Source organism: Polyangiaceae bacterium, from assembly GCA_020633235.1.
In the GTDB taxonomy this organism is placed as follows: domain Bacteria; phylum Myxococcota_A; class Polyangia; order Polyangiales; family Polyangiaceae; genus JACKEA01.
Window position 1 is genome coordinate 696939 of the sequence record JACKEA010000006.1, and the last position, 21130, is coordinate 718068.

General features: G+C 67.1%; 23 protein-coding genes. 3 read left to right on the forward strand and 20 right to left on the reverse strand.

Going from position 1 to position 21130, the window contains the following annotated elements; all coding sequences use genetic code 11:
• Nucleotides 1-51: 51 nt before the first annotated feature.
• The 10 genes from H6717_32845 to H6717_32890 all read right to left on the reverse strand — a co-directional run bounded on the left by H6717_32845 (nt 52) and on the right by H6717_32890 (nt 10371).
• Nucleotides 52-600 carry a TlpA family protein disulfide reductase gene (locus H6717_32845; GenBank protein MCB9581867.1) on the reverse strand — a complete coding sequence of 183 codons (549 nt, stop codon included), beginning with the start codon at nt 598-600 and terminating at the stop codon, nt 52-54.
• Nucleotides 585-1292, reverse strand: coding sequence for a DUF1109 family protein (locus tag H6717_32850; protein MCB9581868.1), 708 nt, complete (start codon nt 1290-1292; stop codon nt 585-587). Before H6717_32850 ends, H6717_32845 begins: the two co-directional genes overlap by 16 nt.
• Entirely contained in the window at nt 1289-1933 is a 645-nt protein-coding gene (locus H6717_32855) for an RNA polymerase sigma factor (protein MCB9581869.1), read from the reverse strand. Before H6717_32855 ends, H6717_32850 begins: the two co-directional genes overlap by 4 nt.
• 52 nt (nt 1934-1985) lie before the next feature.
• Complete coding sequence (locus tag H6717_32860; GenBank protein ID MCB9581870.1) at nt 1986-2834, reverse strand: OmpA family protein; 849 nt, start codon at nt 2832-2834, stop codon at nt 1986-1988.
• Between the two features lie 223 nt (nt 2835-3057).
• Nucleotides 3058-4500, reverse strand: a complete 1443-nt coding sequence (locus H6717_32865) for a hypothetical protein (GenBank protein MCB9581871.1) — start codon at nt 4498-4500, stop codon at nt 3058-3060.
• A 507-nt stretch (nt 4501-5007) separates the two neighbouring features.
• A complete protein-coding gene (locus H6717_32870) occupies nt 5008-7932 on the reverse strand; it encodes a TonB-dependent receptor (protein MCB9581872.1) in 2925 nt (974 codons plus the stop codon).
• 74 nt (nt 7933-8006) lie between these two features.
• Entirely contained in the window at nt 8007-8447 is a 441-nt protein-coding gene (locus tag H6717_32875) for a biopolymer transporter ExbD (GenBank protein ID MCB9581873.1), read from the reverse strand.
• 15 nt (nt 8448-8462) lie between these two features.
• A complete protein-coding gene (locus H6717_32880; GenBank protein MCB9581874.1) occupies nt 8463-8897 on the reverse strand; it encodes a biopolymer transporter ExbD in 435 nt (144 codons plus the stop codon).
• Nucleotides 8854-9555 carry a MotA/TolQ/ExbB proton channel family protein gene (locus H6717_32885; protein ID MCB9581875.1) on the reverse strand — a complete coding sequence of 234 codons (702 nt, stop codon included), beginning with the start codon at nt 9553-9555 and terminating at the stop codon, nt 8854-8856. The genes H6717_32880 and H6717_32885 overlap by 44 nt, the downstream gene beginning before the upstream one ends.
• Nucleotides 9556-9573: 18 nt before the next feature.
• Nucleotides 9574-10371, reverse strand: coding sequence for an energy transducer TonB (locus H6717_32890; GenBank protein MCB9581876.1), 798 nt, complete (start codon nt 10369-10371; stop codon nt 9574-9576).
• A 161-nt stretch (nt 10372-10532) separates the two neighbouring features.
• Between H6717_32890 and H6717_32895 the strand changes: the two genes are divergently transcribed.
• Nucleotides 10533-11225, forward strand: a complete 693-nt coding sequence (locus tag H6717_32895) for a response regulator transcription factor (GenBank protein ID MCB9581877.1) — start codon at nt 10533-10535, stop codon at nt 11223-11225.
• 4 nt (nt 11226-11229) lie between these two features.
• Here the strand turns inward: H6717_32895 and H6717_32900 are convergent, their stop codons facing one another.
• The 4 genes from H6717_32900 to H6717_32915 are packed head-to-tail and all read right to left on the reverse strand — an operon-like array spanning nt 11230 to nt 13746.
• Nucleotides 11230-11901, reverse strand: a complete 672-nt coding sequence (locus H6717_32900; GenBank protein MCB9581878.1) for a class I SAM-dependent methyltransferase — start codon at nt 11899-11901, stop codon at nt 11230-11232.
• 1 nt (nt 11902) lies between these two features.
• On the reverse strand, nt 11903-12979 hold the full coding sequence (locus tag H6717_32905) for a hypothetical protein (GenBank protein ID MCB9581879.1): 1077 nt from the start codon (nt 12977-12979) through the stop codon (nt 11903-11905).
• A gap of 6 nt (nt 12980-12985) precedes the next feature.
• A complete protein-coding gene (locus H6717_32910) occupies nt 12986-13321 on the reverse strand; it encodes a hypothetical protein (protein MCB9581880.1) in 336 nt (111 codons plus the stop codon).
• 56 nt (nt 13322-13377) lie between these two features.
• Nucleotides 13378-13746 (reverse strand): hypothetical protein, encoded by a 369-nt coding sequence (locus H6717_32915; protein ID MCB9581881.1) that lies wholly within the window; start codon nt 13744-13746, stop codon nt 13378-13380.
• 47 nt (nt 13747-13793) lie between these two features.
• Here H6717_32915 and H6717_32920 point away from each other — a divergent pair, with 47 nt between their 5' ends.
• Complete coding sequence (locus tag H6717_32920; GenBank protein ID MCB9581882.1) at nt 13794-14837, forward strand: hypothetical protein; 1044 nt, start codon at nt 13794-13796, stop codon at nt 14835-14837.
• Between the two features lies 1 nt (nt 14838).
• Here H6717_32920 and H6717_32925 read toward each other — a convergent pair whose 3' ends face one another.
• Nucleotides 14839-15195 (reverse strand): hypothetical protein, encoded by a 357-nt coding sequence (locus H6717_32925; GenBank protein MCB9581883.1) that lies wholly within the window; start codon nt 15193-15195, stop codon nt 14839-14841.
• Nucleotides 15196-15286: 91 nt separating this feature from the next.
• Here H6717_32925 and H6717_32930 point away from each other — a divergent pair, with 91 nt between their 5' ends.
• Nucleotides 15287-15658, forward strand: coding sequence for a hypothetical protein (locus tag H6717_32930; GenBank protein ID MCB9581884.1), 372 nt, complete (start codon nt 15287-15289; stop codon nt 15656-15658).
• Here H6717_32930 and H6717_32935 read toward each other — a convergent pair.
• The 5 genes from H6717_32935 to H6717_32955 are packed head-to-tail and all read right to left on the reverse strand — an operon-like array spanning nt 15655 to nt 20931.
• Nucleotides 15655-16437 carry an EAL domain-containing protein gene (locus tag H6717_32935; protein MCB9581885.1) on the reverse strand — a complete coding sequence of 261 codons (783 nt, stop codon included), beginning with the start codon at nt 16435-16437 and terminating at the stop codon, nt 15655-15657. The genes H6717_32930 and H6717_32935 overlap by 4 nt on opposite strands.
• Nucleotides 16438-16497: 60 nt before the next feature.
• The gene (locus tag H6717_32940) at nt 16498-17214 is read right to left on the reverse strand and encodes a lamin tail domain-containing protein (protein ID MCB9581886.1); all 717 of its coding nucleotides are present in this window, start codon (nt 17212-17214) and stop codon (nt 16498-16500) included.
• A 13-nt stretch (nt 17215-17227) separates the two neighbouring features.
• Entirely contained in the window at nt 17228-18313 is a 1086-nt protein-coding gene (locus H6717_32945; protein MCB9581887.1) for a hypothetical protein, read from the reverse strand.
• Nucleotides 18310-19785, reverse strand: a complete 1476-nt coding sequence (locus tag H6717_32950; protein ID MCB9581888.1) for a DUF2252 family protein — start codon at nt 19783-19785, stop codon at nt 18310-18312. The genes H6717_32945 and H6717_32950 overlap by 4 nt, the downstream gene beginning before the upstream one ends.
• 45 nt (nt 19786-19830) lie before the next feature.
• Nucleotides 19831-20931, reverse strand: a complete 1101-nt coding sequence (locus H6717_32955) for an alkaline phosphatase family protein (protein MCB9581889.1) — start codon at nt 20929-20931, stop codon at nt 19831-19833.
• Nucleotides 20932-21130 lie beyond the last annotated feature (199 nt).

Sequence of the window (21130 nt, forward strand, 5' to 3'; positions counted from 1 at the left end):
TCGCGGGCCGCGGGTGGGCTCGCGGCGGACCGACAAACAAAAGGCGGTGGGTTAGAGGCGGGCGGCGCCGACGTCTTCGAGCCAGTCTTCGAGCTCGGAGGAGCGTGGTGCGCCGGCCGACACGTGGCGCACGCGGCCTTCGCCGTCGATCAGGATCAAGGTGGGCAGCACCGTGATGCCGTACGCCTTGGAGAAGCGGCCGTCGTCGAGGGCCACGTCGTAGGCGAGGTTCCACTGATCTTTGGCGCTCTTCGCCGCGATGGCGTCTTGATCCACGCTGACGCCGATGAAGCGCACGGGGTTCTTGCGCGGCGCGCGGGCGGCGTCGGAGAGCATGGGAGCGGTGCGACGACACACGCCACACCAGGAGGCGAACACCTCCACCACGACGGGGGTGCCCTTTTGGTCGGCGAGGCGAAAGCGTTCGCGATTGCCGGCGACGACGGGCAGATCGAAGGCTTCGGCTTGGGTGCCCGTCTTGGGGCCGGAGCGGCCGCGGGAGATGAACAGCGCGGCGCCCAAGGCCAAGACCAGGAGCAGGGCGTAGCGCAGGAAACGGCCGCTGCCTTCTTCGCGGCGCTCTCTTACGGTGCCAGCCATTTTCGTCCTACCAGAAAGCCGGCCAGCACCAAGAGCAGCACGGCGACGCCGTGACCGATCCACAGGTGCCAGGTTTCACCGCTGGGGCAGGCGACGCCAATGGCCGCGGCGCCGGCGAGGCCGCCGACGAGCCCGGCGAGCGCGCCGGAGAGCCCGGGGGTGAGGGGATCCGTTCCACGCCACACGAACAACGTGCCGCCCGCCGCGATGGCGCCGAAGAGCAGTGCGTGCAGGCCGCAGCCGACGGCGCCGCCGGCGTGGTGACCATGGAAGAACTCGCCCAGCGGCAAGCGTGTGCTGGCGGCCAAGGCGAGGTAGGCGAGGAACAGCACCGGTACGGCCACCGCCACGATCAGGCGGAAGCTTCGCGAGACGCGCTTGCCCGGGGGCCGCGCCAGGCCAACGCCGAGCACGGCGGCCTGCACCAGACCCCAACCGGCGGCGCCGAACAGAGCGGCCCGGAGCGCGCCGTCGGGACGCGAGCGACCCGCGCTCAGATACGTGAGCACGCCGACCACGAGCGCGGAGAGTAGCACCGAGAGCAAGACGCGTTGGGTTGCGGTCAGCCCGCGCCGCGCCTTCAGGTTTTGTGTGCACTCCTTGCGGATGGACGCCGACAGGCGATCCGGCGGGGCCGGGGGCTCCGGCCACTGCAGCTCGCTCAGGGCGTCGTCTCGAGGCAGGTCGCTCATGGGTTTCGGTTGAAGGCCTCGAGCTCTCGCCGGAGGTGGTTGTAGCCGCGGTGGACGCGGAGTTTGACGGCCGTGGGCGTGGTTCCAAGCACTTCCGCGGCTTCCGCCACGGACAGGCCGGTGATCTTCGTGAGCTGGATGGCCTCCCGGTAGGCTTCCGGCATGGCGTCCAAGGCGCGCTCGAGGGCCGCGGAGACGTCCGTGGGCACTCCGGAGCTCTCGCTCTCCGGCTCCGGCAGGTTTCCGTCGCGACTCAAGTCCTCGCTGCGACTCTTTGCGGCGCGCCGTTCGTCGTAGAAGGAGCGGCGCGCGATGGCCAGGATCCAGGGCAACAGCGGGGCGCCCCGTAGATAGCTAGCGCGGGCGCGATGCACCTTCGTGAAGGTGATCTGCAGCAGGTCTTCGGCTCGTTCCCGATGTCGCGTGAGGCGCAGTAGGTAGCCGTAGAGCTTGGGTGCGACGAGGGGGTACAGCTCGTCGAAAGCGCGGGCGTCGCCGTCAACGTAGCGCTCCATCAGGGCCTCGAGGCTCGGGCTGGAAGAGCTATCGGAGGCCACGGCCGGTACGGTAAAGGGCAGCCCGCCGCCGGCGCTAGCACCCACGCCGACCTCGGCGGGGGTTAGCCAGAGCGCCAGGTCCACCCCCCAACCTACGCAGGTCGGGGGGCGGGGGTTTCGGCGGGCTGGTTCGGCCTCAGATCAGGGACTTCAGGTCCAGCATTTCCTCGACATCGGGCATGATCACGAGCTCGACGCGGCGGTTTTGCTGGCGGCCTTCGGGGGTGTCGTTGGACGCCACGGGGTCCGTGTCTCCGTAGCCCGCAGCGTGCAGCCGGATCGGGTCCAGGCCACCGCCACCGCCCTTGGCGTCGATGGGATTGACCAGGAACAGCAGCACCTGGCGGGCGCGCATCACCGACAGGCCCCAGTTGTCGCCGAAACGGCCGCCCTTGAGGGGCTTGTTATCCGTGTGCCCGGCGATCTGGTAGTAGCGCTGCGACAGCTGCTTGTCGTTGCGGATGACCTCCGCCACCGCCGCCAGCACGTCCTTGCCTTCCTTCTTGAGGTCGTCCTTGCCGGAGGCGAAGAGCACGTCTCCAGGCAGGCGAATGACCATGCGATTGCGGCGAATTTCGACCTTGAGGCCGAGGTTCGTGAGCTTCTGGAGCTTGTTGCGCAGGAGCTCGAAGCGGGCCTTGATGCGCTCGAGGGCCGCGGCGCGCTGCTTGTACTCCTCCAGAGCGGTCTTCAGCTGCTCGAGGTTCGCCGCCAGCTGCTCCTTCTCGGTGCCGGTCTGCTGCAGCTGCTGATTGAGGGTATCCAGATTGACGCCCATCTTCTTGAGCTCGTCCGTCAGGTTCTTGATCCGCTCCTTCGCGTCCGCCAGCTCCTGACGGGTTTGAGCGTGGGCCGCGGTCTCGGCGTCGTACTTCTGGTTGAGCTTGTTGTACTTATCGAGCTGGGCTTGCCACTCGTCCTCCGAGTAGCCGCAGCCGGCTACGGTGAACACGGCAAGAAGCAGGGCGATCAAGCGCTTGGTCACTGCGAATTCCTCCCGGGGTGAAAGTCCCCAGCGTGATTTCAGGACCTCGGAACTTCGCGGAGCGAGGCCGGGGAGTCAAGTCCGTGAGCCCCGCCATTTCTGCCACAAAAGTCGTCGCGGGACGACTCGGCGGAGTCGCCCCGCGACGGGGGTGCTTGCTTGGGATGCGTTTGAAGCTAAGCGGTATCCGAGCGCGCCGAGAGTGTTCCCGGCGCGTACAGAATCAGTTCGGTGCCCAGTCGATCCAGGCGCCGGTCATCCAGTCGTCGTTCGCGTCCTTGAACGCACCGACGTAGGTGGCGCTGGTGTCGAAGCCGGCGGGCGGCGTGGCACCGGCGATCTCGGTGGCGGGCTGGGGCTTGGGGATCGCCGCGAAGCAATCCGACAGCGCCGGATCCGTCTCCGAGTTGTTCTTGCCGGCGGTGTTGAACCAAGCGATCTCGTCGAAAGCGCCGTCGTCGTCCGCCTGGGTGTCGGTGTTGGAGCCGTCCTCGGCGTAGGCGACGTTGGCCGGGCTGTTGCCGAAGAACACCGAGCTCATCATGTCCACGCTGGTCGGGGGCACGTCGCGGAAGTCCACGCCGCCCTCGAAGCCGGTGAGGATCACGTTGCCGAAGGTGCCGGTGAAGCCGCGACGGAACACCGCGCCGTACTGCTGGTTCGGGATGTCCTTGTTCACGCCGCACAGAGTGGCGTTGTAGATCGTCGGGTTGCTGACCGGCGCGACCGTGGGGTTGGTCTTGTCGTTGTCCATCTCGAAGCCATTGGGGTCGTCCGAGATGGGCGTCCGCTGGATGCCGAAGATGAACTGCAGCTTGCCCTGGAAGCCCTGGTCGCCGTCGAACATGTCGTCGCCGCCGTTGTTGCACACCAGGTAGGTGGCGCTGACGGTGCCGCCGAAGAACTCGAAGCAATCGTCCAGGGTGTTGGAGACCATGATGTGGTCGATCTGGGTACCGGAGCCGACGCTACCGAAGGTGAGGCCGTTGATCTCGTTGCCGTCACCGATTTCCACGCCGGAGTACTCGATGCGCACGTAGCTCATCTTGCCGGAGCTGTCGGCCGGCTCGGTGCCGCCGTAGGCCTCGTTGGTGGTGAGACCCTCGATGCTCGGGAAATCCGCCTCGTTGTTGGGCGCCTTGCCGAGCAGGATGATGCCGCCCCAGTCGCCGGCGGAACGGGAGCCCGCGGGCAGAGCGCTGGTGAACAGGATGGGCTCGTCCTTGGTGCCCACGGCGTCGATCTTGCCGCCGCGCTCCACCACGATGGTGCCCAGGCTGGCCTTGTCGCCCTTGATCTTGGTGCAGGGCTCGATCTTCAGGGTGGCGCCGTCGTTCACGCGCACGGTGCCCTTGAGCAACCAGGTCTTGTCCGCGGTGAGCGTCATGTCGGCGTTGAGATCGCCTTCGAGAATGGCCTCGGTCTTGTCGGTGGTCAGATCGCAGCTCGTGCCGCCGCCGCTGCCGGCTGCGCCGCCGGTGCTGCCACCGGCCTGCCCGCCGGTGCCACTGCCGGACGCGCCGCCGGTGTTGCCACCACCCGTCGCACCGCTGCCGCCGCTGCCGCTGCCGCCGGGGCTATCGCTGCTGGAATCGCTTCCGCAGGCAGCCGCCATCAAGGGAAGAGCGGCCAGTGCGGCCGCAAAAAAGACGTTGGAAAAACGCATCGGGATGAACCTCCTTGGCGAGCGGGACTGTGCCGGCGGTCCGTGACCGCGAGGTTCACGGTTCGTAACTATTGAGTGTCAGCTCCCTGTGGATTGTGGCGAACGCGTTGCGAATCGAGTGCGGTCTCGCCACGACGAGAGCACGCGATCGGCGACACGCCGCGAAAGCTGCGAGCGGATTCCGGTAGTTGCGACACCACTGTTCAACGTCTCCAACGGAGATCCGCAGGAGCGACTCGAATGGCGCTCGCTCTACTGATTTTGTCGCGGCGCCGCGGAAGCGTCGTGCCAGCACTGCGCGACGTTCCCGCGGCAGTGCGCGCCGCGCCGGCGCTGAGCGACGTTTCCGCGGCGAGCCAACAAACTCTCGAAGACATGGGGCTCGACGACGGATTCGCTCCGCACCAACAAATCCATGCCCCTCCCGATGTTCCCCAGGCGAACATCCTCCATCCCCCGTCGATGATCTTCTTACGAACATCTGCCGGGGGATAGATCTCAGCGCGGTCAGTACGTGTAGCTCGCGCCCAGGGAGAACGTGGAGCCGATGGTGTACTTCTGGACGATGTTGTCGTCCCGCGCGTCTTTGCCTTGAGTGAAGTTGTAGGGCGCGTTCAGCAGGTTTGTCGCGGTGAACTTGACCTCGAAGTGCTTGCCGATGCCCTGGCCGGCGCTGAAGTCGAGCTGATGGCGAGGTTGCTCGTAGACGTCGGGAAGGCCCTGCGTGCCCACCGCAGAGATGCGGGGACCGAACACGTTGTACAGGATGCGACCGCTCGTGCTGCTGTCGTGGTTCTCGTAGTCGAGGGCGACGTTGATGACCCAAGGAGACTGATTGGCCAGAGGGCGAGACGTGTTGGTGACGAAGCCAACCTGGTCGTTCTTGTCGAGCTGCACCCTGGACCGCGCCGCGGTGAAGTTCGCGATGACGTCGAAGTCGGAAAGAGCCTTGGTCAAGAACTCGAGGTTCTTACGCGCCTCGAGCTCCAACCCGATCAGCGTCGCACCGTCGGCGTTCTGGTAGGTGATGACGCCGTCACCCGAACCGGAAGACTTGACGACGCGTTCGATGGGTTTGTCGAAGTCCTTGACGAAGAAGCTCATCGCCATGACCTCGCGGAGGGTCGGGAAGTACTCGAAGCGCAGATCGCCATTCGCGATCTTGCTCATCTTCAGGTCCGGGTTGCCTTCCTCCGGCAATGCCCCGTAGTAGGGCGACGTGCGCACCGGTGCGATTTCCTTGAGCTGTGGGCGCGCAACGGTTCGAGAAACGCCGATGCGAAGGTTGGAATCCTTGGTCGCCGCGAAGACGAGGGAAGCGGAGGGCAGCATGTCCGTGCTCCGCAGTCGCGGGCTGACTTCCGTCAGACCGTCCACCGTGTGCGTGTCGATGGATTGCCGCGTAACCTCCAAGCGCTCGCCCACGATCGCGCGCAGATCACGCGTGATCTTGGCGTCCGTCATCAGGTAGCCGGCATAGACGTTCAGATTGCTGGTGAACTTGTCGGTTCCGCGGGTGCTTTCGTCGAGCAGGATGGCCCCGCTATCCACGTTCCCCGGAGTAAACAAGCGATCTGGGCAGGAAGTGTCGTACTCCAGCCCAGAGCAGAAATAGGTGTTCTGATCCGTGCCCGAGGTCGTCCGGAACGCGTAGCGACGCGCCTCGAACTCGCGGCTGCGCAGATTCACGAGTCCGCCAAGCTTGAGCTTGGTGGGGTTCGTGGACTTGTCCAATGGCTGAGTGAAGTCCAGCCCACCGCCGACTGTGTTCTCGTGCTGCTTTGCGAAGAAGTGCGAGCCACTCTCCGCACCATCGCGGTAGGTCCAACCGCCAAGGCTGCTGTCTTTGGTGTAGGCCACGTCCCGGGTGTCAGGCTCGTCGCGAGTGGCGCGGGACAACGCCAGGTTCCAGTCGAGCTGGGCCTTGTCGAGGTCGACGAACGTATGCTCGCCACGCAGCTGGCCGAAGTAGAGGGCCCGGCTCGCGAACTGGAGGCGGGTGACGTGGATGTCCGCGCCTCGGTTCTCGTCGCGGCCTTCGAGCTCGCGAGCGGTGTCGTCACTCGCCCGACTGTGGAGGCCAACCAAGGAGAGCTGGTTGTTTTCGTCGAACTTGTAGCTCACGCTTCCGAAGGCACCCCACTTGACGGAGTCGATGCCTCGTTCCGAGCGCAAGGGGAGGAGATTCTTGATGCCGCCGTTTGGGTTGAAGGCGAACTTGCCCAAGCGCTCGTCATCGATGATCTGAAAGCTCCGGCCGTAACTCACGGCGAGCATCGTTCCCAGCGCGCTACGCTTACCGGTGCGAAAGCTGTCTCCGACCACCACACTGGCGCCAAAGTTCGGTGGCGTGAACGCGCGCTGGGTGGACATGTAGCTGTTGAACTTCTGTCCCCAGGTGTGAAGCTCCGGGTCCAGCACGAAGTCACCGTTCGGCTTCACGACGCCCTTGGACAGCTTGTAGCTTGGCAATCCGCCGGGGAGTGCGCGCGTGCCGTCGTCGATTCCCAGCCAGTCCATGCGGCCGCCGCGGTAGCTCAGGCGATCGCGGAAGGTGGACTTGGTGTTGTAGCCCATCGACGCGGACGCTTGCAGCAGGGTTTCGCGGGGCAGCTCGCGGGTTTGGATGCGTACCGAGCCGCCGGCGAAGTCGCCGGGCATGTCCGGCGTGAAGGTCTTGGCGATGGTGATGTTGTCGAGCACCAGGGCCGGAAACAGATCGAGCGGAACGGTTTGCCGGTCGGGCTCGGGGCTCGGGAGCGGCGCGCCGTTCAGGAGCGAGTTCGTGTAGCGTTCGCCGAGGCCGCGGACGTACACGAAGCGGTTGTCGACGATGGTGGCGCCGACCACGCGCTTGGCGGCCTCCGCGGCGGTCTTGTCGGGGGTCTTCGCGATCTCGGCGCGGCCCACGGCGTCGCCCACGGCGGCGGCCTGCTTGCGCGCCAGGTTCTGGCCTTCCACGCCGGTGCGGTCGACCTCGGCTTCGACCTCCACCACGTCCTCGGCCTTCTCGTCGGGCACCAGCTGGAAGTCCGCCTTCGACACGTTGCCCGCCGTCACCTGCACGCCGTCGAGACGGCCGGGGCGGTGCAGCTCGTAGAAGAAGCGGAGGTTGTAGCTGCCGGGCGGCAGCTCCAGCCGATAGCGGCCGTCCAAGTCCGTGATGGTCTTGTATTTGGTGCCCACCACCGTGACCTGCGCTTCGATCAACGGCTCGCCGAGCTTGGTGTCCGTGAGCACGCCCCACACCACGCCCTTGCCCTTGGGCGGCGGGCGCGAGGGGTCCGGTCCTTCGCCGTAGTCCTCGTCGCCCGAAGCGTCGGCGGTGGCATCGCCGGCCGGCGGAGCTTCGTCTTGGGCGCGAGCCAGACGCGGGAGCACGACGAACGCCGTGAGGGCGATGGCGGTGTGAACGACGTTTCGGGAGCGCATGTTCCTCCGGGCTCTGGCTAGATCTTCGCCCAGCGCCCGCTCGCGGACGCCGGGACGAACCCTCTCGGGCTTCACTACTTCACGACGGTTTCGGTCAGAATCGCGATTGAACGGGCGCCAGCGGCGCGCGAGAGATCCATGGCCTCCACGGCGCTGCCGTAGGGCGCTTCATCGTGGGCATCGAAGTAGAGGACCTTCTGCTTCTTGGCCGCGAGCATGCGCGGCAAGCGCTCGGCGATCTCGTTCTTGGCGAGCACCGTCTTGTTGATGCGAATGACGCCGGCCTTGTCCACCGTCATGACCAGAGGCTTGTTCGCGTCCTTGGGCGGCGGCGTGTCCTTCTTCTCTTTGTCTTCGGGAGGAAGGTTCAGCCAAAAAGTCTTGGTCATGAGCGGGGTAACGACCATGAAGATGATCAGCACCACCAGAGCGATGTCGACCAACGGCGTGACGTTGACGACCGGTACGGGCTGAGGCCGCTTGCCGCCGCCTCCGGAGCTGACGTTCATTCCCATGGCAAAACCCTCGGCTCAGCTGGCGCCGGCCTTCTTCTTCTCCGTGACCTTCAGGCTCAGTCCCTTGAAGCCCATGCCCTGAAGCTTGGCGAAGACGGTGCGCACCTTCTTGTAGGGCATGGCTTCGTCCGTCAGCAGCATCAGCGCGCGGTCCGGGTCTTCCTTGTGGAGCTCCCGGACCTTGGCTTCGAGCTCGCTTGGATCCACCCGTTCCTTGTCCAGCAGCACGTTGCCGTTCAAGGCCAGCGTGACCTCGATCGGGTTCATGTCCTTGGGCTTGGCGTCCGGCTGCAAGATGGCCGGAAGCTCCACGTGCTCGCCCTGGTTCAGCGCCGGCGCGATCACCATGAAGATGATCAGCAGCACCAACACCACGTCCACCAGGGGCGTGACGTTGATCTCCGGCTCAGGCTGCTTGCTTCGTCCGGAGCTCTGCAGGCTTGCGCCCATACTGATTCTCCATTTCGTCGAGCAGCTCGCCAGCGCTGCGAGTGAGCGCGGCTTCCACCGTGTTCACCCGGCCGGTGAGGTAGTTGAAGAAGAGCACCGACGGAATCGCGACGGTCAAACCAAAAGCAGTCTCGATGAGAGCTTCTGCAATGCCCGAGCTGACCGCGCCCAAGCCACCCGAACCGGTGGAGGCGATGCCTTGGAACGCCGCGATGATGCCGACGACGGTGCCCAAGAGGCCCACGAAGGGAGCCACGGAGCCGACGGAGGCGAGCACGCTCATGCCGCGGCGGAGCTCTTGCCCCAGCGCGTCGCGCTTGCGCTCTGCTTCGTTGCGCGCCTTCTCCACGGGAGTGAGGCCGCCGTCCAAGTCTTCGTAGCCGCGCAGGTAGCGCTGCACGATGGCGCCAAAGAGCCGTGCCAGGGCGGACGCCTTGTGCTGCTCCGCCACGGGCAAGATCTCCTCGATCTGCCAGGAGTCGATCAGCGGTCCTGCCTTTTGGACGAAGAGGCGCGACTCCTTGGCGGAGCGAGACAGCGCGATGAAGCGCTCCACCACCACACCGATGCTGGCGATGCCCATCATCAAGAGCACGCCGGCGATCAGCTTGCCGGCGAGGCCCATCGAGGCCCAGATATGGCCGAGGTCGAACGTCATCTTCGATTCTCCTGTGACTCAGGTCTTGAGGCGGAAGGGGAAGCGCGCGATGCGGTACACGCTCACGGGCTGCCCATCGAGGCGGGCGGGAGTGCAGCGCGCTCCCTGGACGGCGGCGGCGCTCACGGAGCGGAGCTCCGCCGGGCCACGAACCACCTGCACGTTGGTGATGGCACCGCTCTCGGTGACCACGTACTTCACGATCACGGTTCCTTGGATGCCGGAGCTCCGCGCGGACTCGGGGTACGCTGGCGCGCCGATGCTGCAGCTCGGCGGCGTGACGTTCTCGCTCACGCGGATCGGACCGCGGGGCCGCGGCTTGGGCTTGGGGGGCGGCGGAGGTGGAGGCGCCGGCGTGGGCTCGACCACGGCCTTGCGGGCGCCACCACTGCCACCGCCGAGGGCGTAGGGATCACCATCGCCGTAGGGGTTGTCGGAGTCGGTGGGCTCCGTCTCCGCGGGCTTGTCGTCGGGAACCTCGTCCGGCGGCTTGAGGCTCGGGAGTCGGGGTCCGGCGTTCTGGACCTTCGGGGTCTCGGGCTCCGGCTCGGGCGCGGGCTCCGGTTCCGGTTCCGGCTCGGGTTCGGGTTCCGGTGTGGTGGCGAGCGCGACCGTGAGCGGCTCTTCTTCGCTCTGCATTACGACCTGGCTGGCCGTGGTGGCAACGATGACACCGACGGCCACTGCTCCGATGGCACCGATGGCGTAGCCAAAGGCGAGTCGTTTCTGCCGTACCGGATCTCTTCCGGATGTCGTCCAGGCGGTGAAGTCCATGTCGAACGCGGCGGGAGCTTGCGCGCGAACGGTGACGAGCATGTGGCATCACCGAAAATTGGCCGTGAAGGGATTGGTCTCCGTTTCGTCGCGAGAAACGCACGTTTGCTGCGGAAATCGTCACAGTTGCTGCGGAAACGTTTTCGGCATCCTGGCACGACGTCGTCACGGACTGGTCACACGGGACAGGTAATCGAGCACAGATGGCCGCCATCTTGGTCATCGAGGACGAGACCGACATCCAGGCTGTCCTCGACTACAACCTGAAACAAGCCGGGCACGACGTGCTGACGGCGACCCACGGCAAGGACGGGCTGCGCCTGGCACGTGAGCAACATCCGGACCTCGTGCTCCTGGATCTGATGTTGCCCGACGTTCCGGGTACGGAAGTTTGTCGGGCGCTCAAGGAAGACCCCGCCACGCGTTCGACACCTGTCGTCATGCTCACCGCACGGGACGCGGAAATCGACCGTGTGGTGGGCTTCGAGCTGGGCGCCGACGACTACGTCACCAAGCCCTTCAGTGTCCGCGAGCTGCTGTTGCGCATTCGCGCGATCCTGCGGCGGAGCGAGTCTGCGCCCGCATCCGGTGCCAGCATCGAGTTCGGCTGCTTGCGCGTGGATCGCGAGGCCCACCGCGTCTGGGTGCAGACCGAGGAGATCGAGCTCACGGCGCTGGAGTTCAAACTTCTGGTGACGTTGTACGAGCGCCGAAACCGCGTTCAATCTCGCAGCACTCTGCTGGACAGCGTGTGGGGGATGGACGCGCGCATCAGCACACGCACCGTGGACGCGCACGTCAAGCGCCTGCGAGAGAAGCTCGGGGACGCTCGGGACTACGTCGAAACCGTGCGCGGCGTGGGCTACCGCTTCGCCGAAACGCCCCCCGAAGGCTGACGGATCAACGGGCCTTGATGCCGCGGAGCATCAAGGCCGGTAGGCCGTCGATGCGCCGCACCTCGGACTCTGCCAACGGCAGGTCGTGGAGCAGCGCTCGGGCATCTTCCAGGTCCAAGGCCTGCCCTGCGACCCAGGTTCGGAACACCGGCACCATGGCCCAGCGCATCGGCACGGGCATGGGCAGCTCGCGTACGAAAGCGTGGACGTCCTCCAGACGACAGCCGCGATCCGCCTCCGCGATCAGCAGGTGCCCGCCGGGAGTCAGGACGCGCACGCACTCGGACACGCCGCGGCGTTGATCCGGCCAGTGTTTGATGGAGGCGATGCTCATGACCGCGTCGAAGCTGTCGTCCTCGAAAGGAAGGTCCAGGGCAGAACCCTGCGTGAACTCGATGGCGAGCCCCGCGGCGGCCACCCGCTTGCGGGCTCTGCGCACCTGATCTCGCGACAGGTCCAGCCCCGTGATCCGAGCGTCGGGTCGGAGCTTGGCCGCGTACATCGCGTTCTGGCCGCCGCCCGAGCCGACGTCCAACAGCGTGCCCCCACGAGGCAGCGCCGCTTCGAGCTCGTCTTCCAACACCCAGGAGAGCGCCGTGACTCCCGGCGCGATGAAGCGATCGTAGACGAAGCTCTCGAGCGAGCTGTACGGGTCGCTGATCCGGTTCAGCAGCATCTCATGCTCGCGCGAGCTGTCGGCGCTCGCCCGCGGGCCGCTTGCCGCGCGCCCAGAAGTAGCAGAGCAGCGTGAGCTCCAGGTAGCCGTGGAACATCGCCAGGCTCAGGTACATGGACCGGGTCTTGTGTACGTTCACGAACGCGAAGGCGATCACCGCGATGGCGGTCAGAGCGATGGCCACCACGCCTTTGGTCCCGAAGTCCGCGAGGAGCGAACGCGCCGACATGCGAAAGGTGGTGGTGCCTTCGCTGCGCAGGTCTTCCTGGGGAATGAGCAGGAGCCACGCCGAGTAGTGCACGGACTGCAAGAACACGTAGGCCATGGTGAGGCCCACGGCGTTCTTGGGCGAGAGGCCGGGGGCCACCCAGTCCGCCGCGACCAGCAAGTGCAGCCCGAACGCCTGGAGACCACCGGTGGCCTGGGCCCAGTGGAAGGGCTGGGCCGTGAAGAAAAAAGCCGTCGCGGCTGCCATCAAGGTGAGGGGGACGAGCACCGAGCGGAGCCGGCTTCGAAACAGTGCCAGCCACAGCACCACCGCGACGAGATTGTGCACGTGGACGAACACCAGGCGCACCATGCGGGGATCGACCACCGTGACCCACGCGAGGGCGCCCAGCACCGGAAGCGCCGCGGCAGCGCGCCCACGCCCGCCGCCGCTCCATGCTCCCGCGAGCAGCGCGAGCGCCATCCAGCCGCAGACCAGGAGCTGTTCGGTCATCAGCGCGTGAACGCCGGCCTCGTCGGCGATGCGGACCAGGAGCAAGGTGCCACAGCCCAGCCAGACGACGTTCTTCCACCACCCAGGAAGCTGTCGACGGATCACGAGGTAGCGGATGTCCGCCGCCACGTGCGCCACGCCGAGGAGCACCGGCCCGAGGATGAACAGCAACATCGGGACGGTGGACGCGAGCGTGAAGGCCACCAGCGCGTGCGCCCCCGCCCACAGAGCGACGCGGCTGTCCCGCTTGCCGAGAGCAGTGCCCACAAAGGGCATCGGCAGCATGACGCGCATGAGCGCGCGACGCACCCGATCCAACGGGGCGGTCGCGCGCTCGAGAACCGCGGCTGCCGTCACGGTGGCTCAGCGCTGGCGGCGGCGGCCCAGCGCCATGGCGCCGAGACCGAGCATCAACATCCCAAACGCGACGGCCCCTTGGCCCGGCGCGCCGCTGAGGCTGCAGCCGCCGTCGTCGCTGGACCCGCCGCTCTTGGAGGCCGTTCCGCCGGTTCCGGTGCTGCCGGCGGATCCACCCGTGCTGCTGCCGCCCGCGGCGCCGGCCGCACCCGCGGCGCCAGCCGCGCCCGCCCCGCCTCCAAGTCCGGAATCCAGTGCCGGCACGTCGGCCAGTGCCAGCGAGGGGATGGCGAGAGCGAAGACGAAAGCAGTGGCAGACAGGAACCGACGGGTATTCTTCATGGCTCGGATCTTCGCCTGACTCGCGTCGTCGCGCAACGACACTGCGAACGATCAAGTCAAAGGGTGAACCCGAGCCAGCGCAGGGCGAGCCCTGCGGCGACGGAAAACCCGTTGGCGAGCGCGGAGATGGAGAACGCCTTCAGCCACCCGAGGCGCGGGAAGATCAACTGGTAGCCCCCCATCTCCAGGAGCACCGCCCAGGCCTCACTCAGCAGGAAGGTGACGCCCCAGCTCCAGCGTCCTTGGCCGAGCTCCGGGAAGACGAACCACACCGCCGGATGGCTGGCGACATTGACGAGCAAGAGCGCCGCGACGCGCCGCGGGTAGCCGCGCTCCACCTTGCCGAGCAGGGGGACCGCAACGAGAGCTTCCGCGCCGACGGTAACCAAAAATGCCCGAAACCAGAGCTCGAGGTAGCTCACCATTTCCGCTGGGCGTCACGATAGCCGCGCTCCGGTGTACGCTCCACGTCATGCGGAGCGAAGCGGTGCTTTTCTTGGGTCTCCTGTTGGCGGGGTGTGGTGGCAGTGACGAAAGCGGCTCGCCGAGCTCCGGCGGCAGCGGCGGCGCTGGGGGTAGCGGCGGCACCGCAGGCATGGCGGGAGCCGCAGGCGGCGGCGGCGTGGCGGGGGCCGCAGGGAGCGGCGGCGGCGTGAGCAGCTTGCCAGCGAAGCCCAGCAACGGCTGCACTCTCGGTGGGGCGCCGGGTACCGGCAGCGGCACCCGGACGCTGAGCTTTGGCGGAGTGGACCGCAGTTACGAGCTGCACGTCCCCACCAGCTACGACCCGACGAAGCCGGCTCCGTTGGTGATGAACTTCCACGGGCGCACGGCGAGCTCCTTCGGCCCCGCGGCTCCCGCGCAGGAGGCCGTGAGCAAGCTGAACGAGAAGGGAGATGCCGAAGGGTTCTTCGTGATCAACCCCCAGGGCATCACCGACTCGGACGGCTATCAGACCTGGAACGCGGGGCTCTGTTGCGCCGAGGACAAGACCCGCGACGACGTCGGCTTTGCCGACGCGATCCTCGACGAAGTGGAAGCGGAGTTCTGTCTGGACACCGCTCGGATATACGCGGCCGGGCTATCCAACGGTGGCTTCATGTCGCATCGCCTTGCCTGCGAGAAGTCCGAGCGCTACGCGGCGGTGGCGCCCGTCGCTGCCTTCAATGGCATGACGACATGCGATCCCGCGCGCGGCATCACGCTGGTGTCCTTCAACGGCACGACGGATCCGCTGGTGCCCTACAACCAGGCCGTGCCTTCCAACGCCGACTGGGTGAGCCGCCTTGGCTGCGATGCCACGCCCAAGGAGACGTTCAAGAACGGAGACAGCAGCTGCAACACCTGGACCGGCTGCAAGGACGGCGCGGAGATCGTGCTGTGCACCGTGGAAGGCGGCGGACACACCTGGCCCGGAGGCTTGGATCTCTCGAGCCTGGGTTTCGGCAAGACGACTCAGGACATGAGCGCCAACGACGTGATGTGGGAAGTGTTCCAGCGCCACGCGCTACCGTGAGTCACTTCGTGCAGGCGCTCATTGCGTCGTTCTCGGCCTTGCACGCGGTCGGGTCCTTGGCGCTGGGAAGCGCGAGGGTGCACTGGTAGTCGATGCCGGCGTTGCAGTCGTAGTAGGCCTTGGCGACGTCAGGGCACTTGCTGGCGAAACTGGGTGTGACCGAGTCACACCCGCCCTTGCAGATCTTGGTGTAGTCGGCGATGCAATTGTCGCCCTTCTCTTGCTGATCGCACATCGCGTAGCAGGCGCTACTGAGCGCTGCGGAGTTGCCTCCGCCGGTGCCGCCGCCGTCGTCGTCGCTGCCGCCGCACGCCGATGCCAGGACTGCAAAGATCAGGATCCAGCTCCGCGTCCCCATGTTCCGAGTATGCCGCAGCCTGCGACGATAAGCCGCAGGGATCGCCCTGCTCCGCGCTGCTAGAACCAGCGGAGCGATGGGAGGAGCTCAGATGCGTAAGGTTTTGGTGCTCTTGGCGATGGCCGCGCTCAGCGGCGGGTGTTCTTCGGACGACAGCAGCAGTGGGTCGGGCGGGACCAGCGGGTCCGGTGGCTCTGGTGGCGGCTCCGCCGTGAACTGTGGGGCGATCATGGACGTCTGCATGCCCAAGGACGACGGCACGCCCGGCGACGTTCACGACTGTCACATGCTGGCCCACGAAGGCGTGGACACCGACTGCGCTGCTCAGAAGGACACCTGCGTGTCGACCTGCAACGCCGCGCCGGGGTTCGACGGCGGCATGGGCGGCATGGGCGCCATGGCCGGCGCGGGCGGCATGGGCGCCATGGCCGGCGCGGGCGGCATGGCCGGCGCGGGCGGTTAGCTCCCGACCAGGCGCAGCGGCGGCGCTTTGGCCATGGTCAGGCGTCGTCGCGTGGGCAGCGGCTCCGGCCGGGGCATGCCCAGCAAGAAGCCTTGGCCGTAGCGCACGCCGATGCTGCGCAACGTCTCGAGGTCCGCGGGCGTCTCGATGCCCTCGGCCACCAGGGCGATGCCCGTCTGGAAGCAGAAGCGCGAGAGCGCGTGGATCAGGTGCTTGCGCCACGGGTCCACGCTGACGTCCTGACACATCTCGCGATCCAGCTTCACGATCTCCGGGCGCAGTTGGACCATCACGTGCAGGGAGGCGTGCCCCGCGCCCAGGTCGTCCAGCGCGATGCCGAAGCCTTGGCACGAGTAGTGGGGCAGGAGCTCCGCCAGGCGCCGCGCGCCCAGGTGAGGATCGCGCTCCGTGAGCTCGAACACGAAGCGACGCGGATTGAGATCGCGCGCGTCGAGCAAACTGCGCGTCGTTCCGGGAACGAAGCGCGCGTCCGAGAGAATGCGCGTGTCGACGTTCAGGAAGAAGCGACTGTCGCCCTGCGGCGAGTAGCGTGCGATGGCATCCACCGCAGCCGTCCGCCAGCCGTGCTCGAGGTCGAGCAGCTTGTCGCTGGCCACCGCGAGATCCACGAGCTCGAGAGGTCCCGGAGCGGGCGCTCCGAGAAGCTCCGGGTCGGCGCGCCCGAGCACCTCGTGGGCGTAGACCTCACCGCTGGCGAGGTCGAAGATCGGTTGGAACGCGACGCACAGGGCCTGCCGCCCGAGGATCTCTTCGAGCATGTGGGCCACAGGCTAGAGACGTCCCGCGAAGGACCCGCGTCCATCGCGAAACAATTTGGCTCAAGGCGCCGCGTTCGCCGCCCCGGGGGTGGGCGCGCACACTGCGAAATCCCCGGTACCGTCGGGAAGGCGGCACCACGTCTGGCCGTCCGTCACTGCGTCGATGGGCAAGGCCGCCGACGCCACGATGGTAGTGGTGCTGATCAGGAACACGCCATCACCGTTGGAGGCGCTGATGCCAAAGCCGACGTGAAAGCAGCTGGCCGGTCCGTTGAGGCAGTCCGTCTGCGGGTCGTTGCTGGCGCCCGTTTGACCTGCGACGATGAGCAAGCGCTCGCCGGCCGCGAGTGACGTGCCGGAGGGGAACGTCAGCGCTTCGGTGAGCTTCGGACAGCCCGTGTCGTCCTGGTCCGCCAGCACCATGCCGCTCAAGTCCGCCGACACCGAGCCCAGGTTGACGATCTCGACGAAGTCGTCGCCCTTGGCGGAGATCTCGTTGATCGCGAGGTTCGAGGTGGCGGTGCCGTCCGCGTAGCCGCACGCGCCTGCGCCGCCGTCACTGGTCTGCCCTGCGCTGCCGCCGGTGTTGCTTCCGGCGCTGCCACCGGTCGCGCCGCTGCCGCCGGTGTTGCCGCTGCCGCCCGCGCCACCCGTCGCGCCGCCGCCGGTGTTGCCGCTGCCCGACGAGCCGCCGCTGTTCGGCGAGGCGCTGTTGCTCTCGGAGCAAGCGCAGGCGGCAATCAAGCAGAGCATGGAAGTGAAGAGCATCTTGTTCATGGTCGAGTCCTCGTCAGAAAACGATGCGGCTGATGAGCCGCGCTTCCCAGTAGTCGCTCTCCGGAACCGCCGTGCGAGCGCGATCCGTCGGAAGCGAGCGAGTGAACGCCGCAAATGCCGTGAGCGGCGTGGCGATTTCGTAGCCCGCGGCGCCGGTCACCATCGCCACGGTGTCCTTGCCGGCGGGGTCTTTCCGGGTGTCGCGCACCCAGAAGGAACCCCGCACGCCGAACAGCAAGTGCTCGATGGGCTCTGCCCGGATGAAGCCGTCGGCGATCCACGACCGCTGCGAGCCGTCGTCCTTCGTGCCCCAGGCGTAGGTGGCCGAAGCGCCGGCGCGGATCATGTCGCCCTGCCACAAGAGCGCGCCCGTGGCGCGGTCCGCCCGTGCGAGCCCGGTGCCGGAGGAGCCGAGCTGATAGCCGACGAACACCGCCAGCGGTTTCAGCGGACCGGCCGGCAGTGGATGGATCGACGCGGCGGCCTCCGCGTTCTTGCCGCGGTTCAGCTCGCGGTTCGTATAGCCTTCGCCATTCTGCGCGCCCACGCCCACCCAAGCGTAGTCTTTGGGCAGCGTGTAACGGACGTTCGCGCCCACGTCCGCGGGCGTGAGCAGGCCGCTGCTCTCCCGCGGATCCGGCGCCACCGCCCGGAGCATCCACGTTCCCTCCAGCTCCGGGATGGTGAGCAGCGGCACCACGCCGGCGCGACCCTCGAAGCCGTACTTGGAGTAGCCCGCATACGCTTCTCGCAGCCGCATCACCCAGCTGTCCCCCGCCACGCCGATCAGCGCGCCCTCGCTCGCCGATCGCACCGCCTCGATCAACACGCGGCCGTGGGCGTCTTCGGCTTCGGCGTCCAGCGCCAGGTGCACTCGAGGCACGTCGAACTGATGAAACCACTGACTCCTGCCGCTTTCATCCAGCGTGCGCCGGTAGGCGTACTGGGCGAACACTTCCAGGCCGGGCTTCACCTGCAGCGTGAGGGGCGTGGTGGCGGCCGACGTCGCCGGGGCCGCCGTCCCCACGAAATTGGGCTCTTCCTGCGCCAAGGCCGAGGTCGACGAGAGCAGCAGCGCAGCAACGAGGGATCGCTTCACGGGGAGATCTCCGGCGGCGTTCCGATCAACGCCGCCATGTCCTGAGGAACCTGGTCGCTTTCCGACGCAGGCATTCCGAGGCGCGGTCCGAGGTCTGCCAGGACCTCGCCGAACAGCTTCGCGTCGTGCTCGACGCGATCGGCATAGGCCAGGGACACCCGAACCTGCTCATTGACGAATTCTTGTTGGTCCGCCGCGATCACGTTGGCGACGTCCACCGCCGCGCCGGAGTGAATCCGCGCTTGCAGCGCGCCGAGCTGTCCGCCGAGCTCCGCGATGGCTTGCGGCGTTCCGAGATCGTCCTCGAAACGACGCGTGCGAAAGGTCTTCTGCCCTTCGCTCTCGAGGCGGATCTGACACGGCATGCCGCTCAGCGTGCTCACGCCCCACAGCGGAGAGGCGTCGGGGCGGGCCCAGGCCGCGCGGGAGGTCGCGAGGATACGCTGGGCCGGCGTGTCGTAGTACACGCCGGGCGGCGTCCAGCCGCCGACGAAGGAATCCGTCAGCTCGCGAAGCTCGAGGATGACGTCGTCCTCCGGCGCGTCCGTCGGACCGCGCACCAAGAGCAGCAGGCGGACGCGGGGCCAACTGGCGACGCCTTGTCCGTAACGGCGAACGGCATCGAGCACCGTGAAGTACGCCGCGTCCGGAGGAGTCGCGAGACTCTTCCGATACTCCGCCAGCGTGTCCGGCAGGGCGTCGAGCACGAACGCCGGCAGGTCTCCCAGAATGTCGCCGGGATCCGCGGGATCGAGGTTGCCCCGAAGCAGCCGTCGCTTCGTTCCGGTGAGCTCGGTGAGCTGAGGCAGCTCGTCCCGTGATGCGACGTCCTTCGCAGATCGCTTCAGCAGATCCGCAGCAATGGCGCCCGCCTGGCTGTCGTCGAGGCGCGTGGCCGGCGCTCCGTTGGCGAGGGCCTGGATGGTGCTGGCGTAGCCTTCCACCGTGGCCCGGGCGATGTCTTCCTGGGCAGCCACAGCCACCAGGCGCGCGCTCTCGTCGCTGGGGTTCGAGACGCGCGTTCCGATCAGCATACCGACCACCAGGCGTCGGAGATCCCACAGGTAGGGGACGTGGTCGGCGCTGTCGAAGTCGTTGGGCTCCACTGCCAGGGTGCCGTCGCCGGCGATGAGCACGCCGTAGTTCTCGGGGTGGGGGTCGCCGGTCCCGAGCACCAGCGGCGACACCAACGAGAAGCGAGAGCCCGACAGCTCCGAGCCGGTCTGCCAGTCGTGCAGGAACATCGGCAAGTTGCCGCGCTGGTAGGAGTAGGTGCTGGCGGCCATGCGCGCGTACTTGCCGGCCACCAGCGCGGGGCGAGCGCGGATCAGCGGCTGGTCCGCGCGGCTGAACACGCTGGCCAGCTCGGCCTTGCGGGCATCGTCCGCTCGCTCGCTGCAGCCAAACAGCGCAAGGGCGAGGAGCACCGGCAGCGCGCGCATCACGAGCGCCGCTACCAGAGCACGCCACACGGAACAACGCCGGAAGCCCGGCTCCATCGCGATGTCACGCGGAGATCACGGAACTGTCACCGCCACCCGCTGTTCGTCGGGCGTGAACAGCTCCCCCAGCGCGGACGCACTCTCGCTGGCCGGTGGGATCCCTTGGATTTCCCGCACCGTTGCCGCGATGTCCGCCAGGTGTCGGGGCACGGGAGGGCTGACCCGGCCACGCGCTCGAATGCCGTAGCCGGCGGCGACCAGCCACACTCGGGACGACTCCGGAGCGTCCTCGCCGTGGCGAATGAACTCCGCGGCCCGACCGTGGTCCGTCGTAACGAACAACGTGGTGCGGCGTCCTTCACCTCCGAGCTCGTCGAGAATGGTGGCAAGCTCACCGACCACGGAGTCCGCGTAGCTGAGCGCTCGCAGGTAGCTACGGTAGTCGTCTTTGTGCGCGTACTCGTCGGTCTCACCGAGACCCAGGAACATGAAGCGCGGCTTCTTCTGTTTCAGATAGCGGAGGGCGATCGCCGCGGTGGCGCGGTCACGGCGGAAGTCCGCATGGCCGGGGGAGGGGCCAGCCATTTCTCCCGCGTCCAAAAGCTCCGCGCTCTTGACGTCGTACTCCAGCAGCTCGCGATTTTCACCGCGCGTCCTGCCGGTGGACACGATGAGCTTTTCCGGGTGGGTTGCGGCCGCGTGGTTGATGCCCTGCCAGGAGGAGATCACGGCCACCTGCTCCGGAGCGACGCCGGGCAGAGAAGCGATGTCGTCCGCCACCGTGTGCCACTTGGTTCGCGAGCAGTCGTTGTTCGTGCAGCCCGTCGGGCGCACGCCGGAGAGCATCTCCATGTAGCCGGGGAGGGACACGAAGTTCGGCCCGCTGGCGTAGATGTTGGTGATGGCCGCGCCGCCTCCATCGATGATGGTGTGGAGGTTCGGCATCAGCTCCCGAGGGGCGAGGATCTCGCTCTCGGACAGGCCCTTCTCTGCGGCCAAGTCGCGCTCCACGCCGAGAAACACGTCCTCCCAGCGCACGCCGTCGATGGCCATCACCACCACGGTGGACTCGCGGCCGTCCTCCCTATCCTGCAAAAGGCCCAGCTTCGCGGCGCCGCTGCTCGTCGGGTGAGCGGAAGCTCGTGTGCGGTTGTTCGCGCAGCTGGTCCAAGCCATCAGGCTCGTCAGCAGCAGCGCGCGAAGGACGACTCTCGGTGCTCTCGCTGTTCGTGTCTTCACGAGTGCAAAAGCTCACACGTCCATGTGTCGAGGATCGCTCTGGAAAGCGTCGCCGGCGCAACTTGCGAGTGACGTGTGCGTGGCGTGCAGCATCGTCACCGATGCGTGACGGCGACGTTCTCCATGCATCACACCG

Bases quoted from the DNA above. Each gene is read 5' to 3' on its own strand.
- H6717_32890 (MCB9581876.1), bottom strand. From the start codon at position 10,371: ATGCTCGTCACCGTTCGCGCGCAAGCTCCCGCCGCGTTCGACATGGAC.
- H6717_32920 (MCB9581882.1), top strand. From the start codon at position 13,794: ATGCGGAGCGAAGCGGTGCTTTTCTTGGGTCTCCTGTTGGCGGGGTGT.
- H6717_32940 (MCB9581886.1), bottom strand. From the start codon at position 17,214: ATGAACAAGATGCTCTTCACTTCCATGCTCTGCTTGATTGCCGCCTGC.
- H6717_32880 (MCB9581874.1), bottom strand. From the start codon at position 8,897: ATGGGCGCAAGCCTGCAGAGCTCCGGACGAAGCAAGCAGCCTGAGCCG.
- H6717_32865 (MCB9581871.1), bottom strand. From the start codon at position 4,500: ATGCGTTTTTCCAACGTCTTTTTTGCGGCCGCACTGGCCGCTCTTCCC.
- H6717_32900 (MCB9581878.1), bottom strand. From the start codon at position 11,901: ATGCTGCTGAACCGGATCAGCGACCCGTACAGCTCGCTCGAGAGCTTC.
- H6717_32885 (MCB9581875.1), bottom strand. From the start codon at position 9,555: ATGACGTTCGACCTCGGCCATATCTGGGCCTCGATGGGCCTCGCCGGC.
- H6717_32875 (MCB9581873.1), bottom strand. From the start codon at position 8,447: ATGGGAATGAACGTCAGCTCCGGAGGCGGCGGCAAGCGGCCTCAGCCC.
- H6717_32910 (MCB9581880.1), bottom strand. From the start codon at position 13,321: ATGAAGAATACCCGTCGGTTCCTGTCTGCCACTGCTTTCGTCTTCGCT.
- H6717_32850 (MCB9581868.1), bottom strand. From the start codon at position 1,292: ATGAGCGACCTGCCTCGAGACGACGCCCTGAGCGAGCTGCAGTGGCCG.
- H6717_32915 (MCB9581881.1), bottom strand. From the start codon at position 13,746: ATGGTGAGCTACCTCGAGCTCTGGTTTCGGGCATTTTTGGTTACCGTC.
- H6717_32925 (MCB9581883.1), bottom strand. From the start codon at position 15,195: ATGGGGACGCGGAGCTGGATCCTGATCTTTGCAGTCCTGGCATCGGCG.
- H6717_32955 (MCB9581889.1), bottom strand. From the start codon at position 20,931: ATGGCTTGGACCAGCTGCGCGAACAACCGCACACGAGCTTCCGCTCAC.
- H6717_32930 (MCB9581884.1), top strand. From the start codon at position 15,287: ATGCGTAAGGTTTTGGTGCTCTTGGCGATGGCCGCGCTCAGCGGCGGG.
- H6717_32895 (MCB9581877.1), top strand. From the start codon at position 10,533: ATGGCCGCCATCTTGGTCATCGAGGACGAGACCGACATCCAGGCTGTC.
- H6717_32845 (MCB9581867.1), bottom strand. From the start codon at position 600: ATGGCTGGCACCGTAAGAGAGCGCCGCGAAGAAGGCAGCGGCCGTTTC.
- H6717_32935 (MCB9581885.1), bottom strand. From the start codon at position 16,437: ATGCTCGAAGAGATCCTCGGGCGGCAGGCCCTGTGCGTCGCGTTCCAA.
- H6717_32870 (MCB9581872.1), bottom strand. From the start codon at position 7,932: ATGCGCTCCCGAAACGTCGTTCACACCGCCATCGCCCTCACGGCGTTC.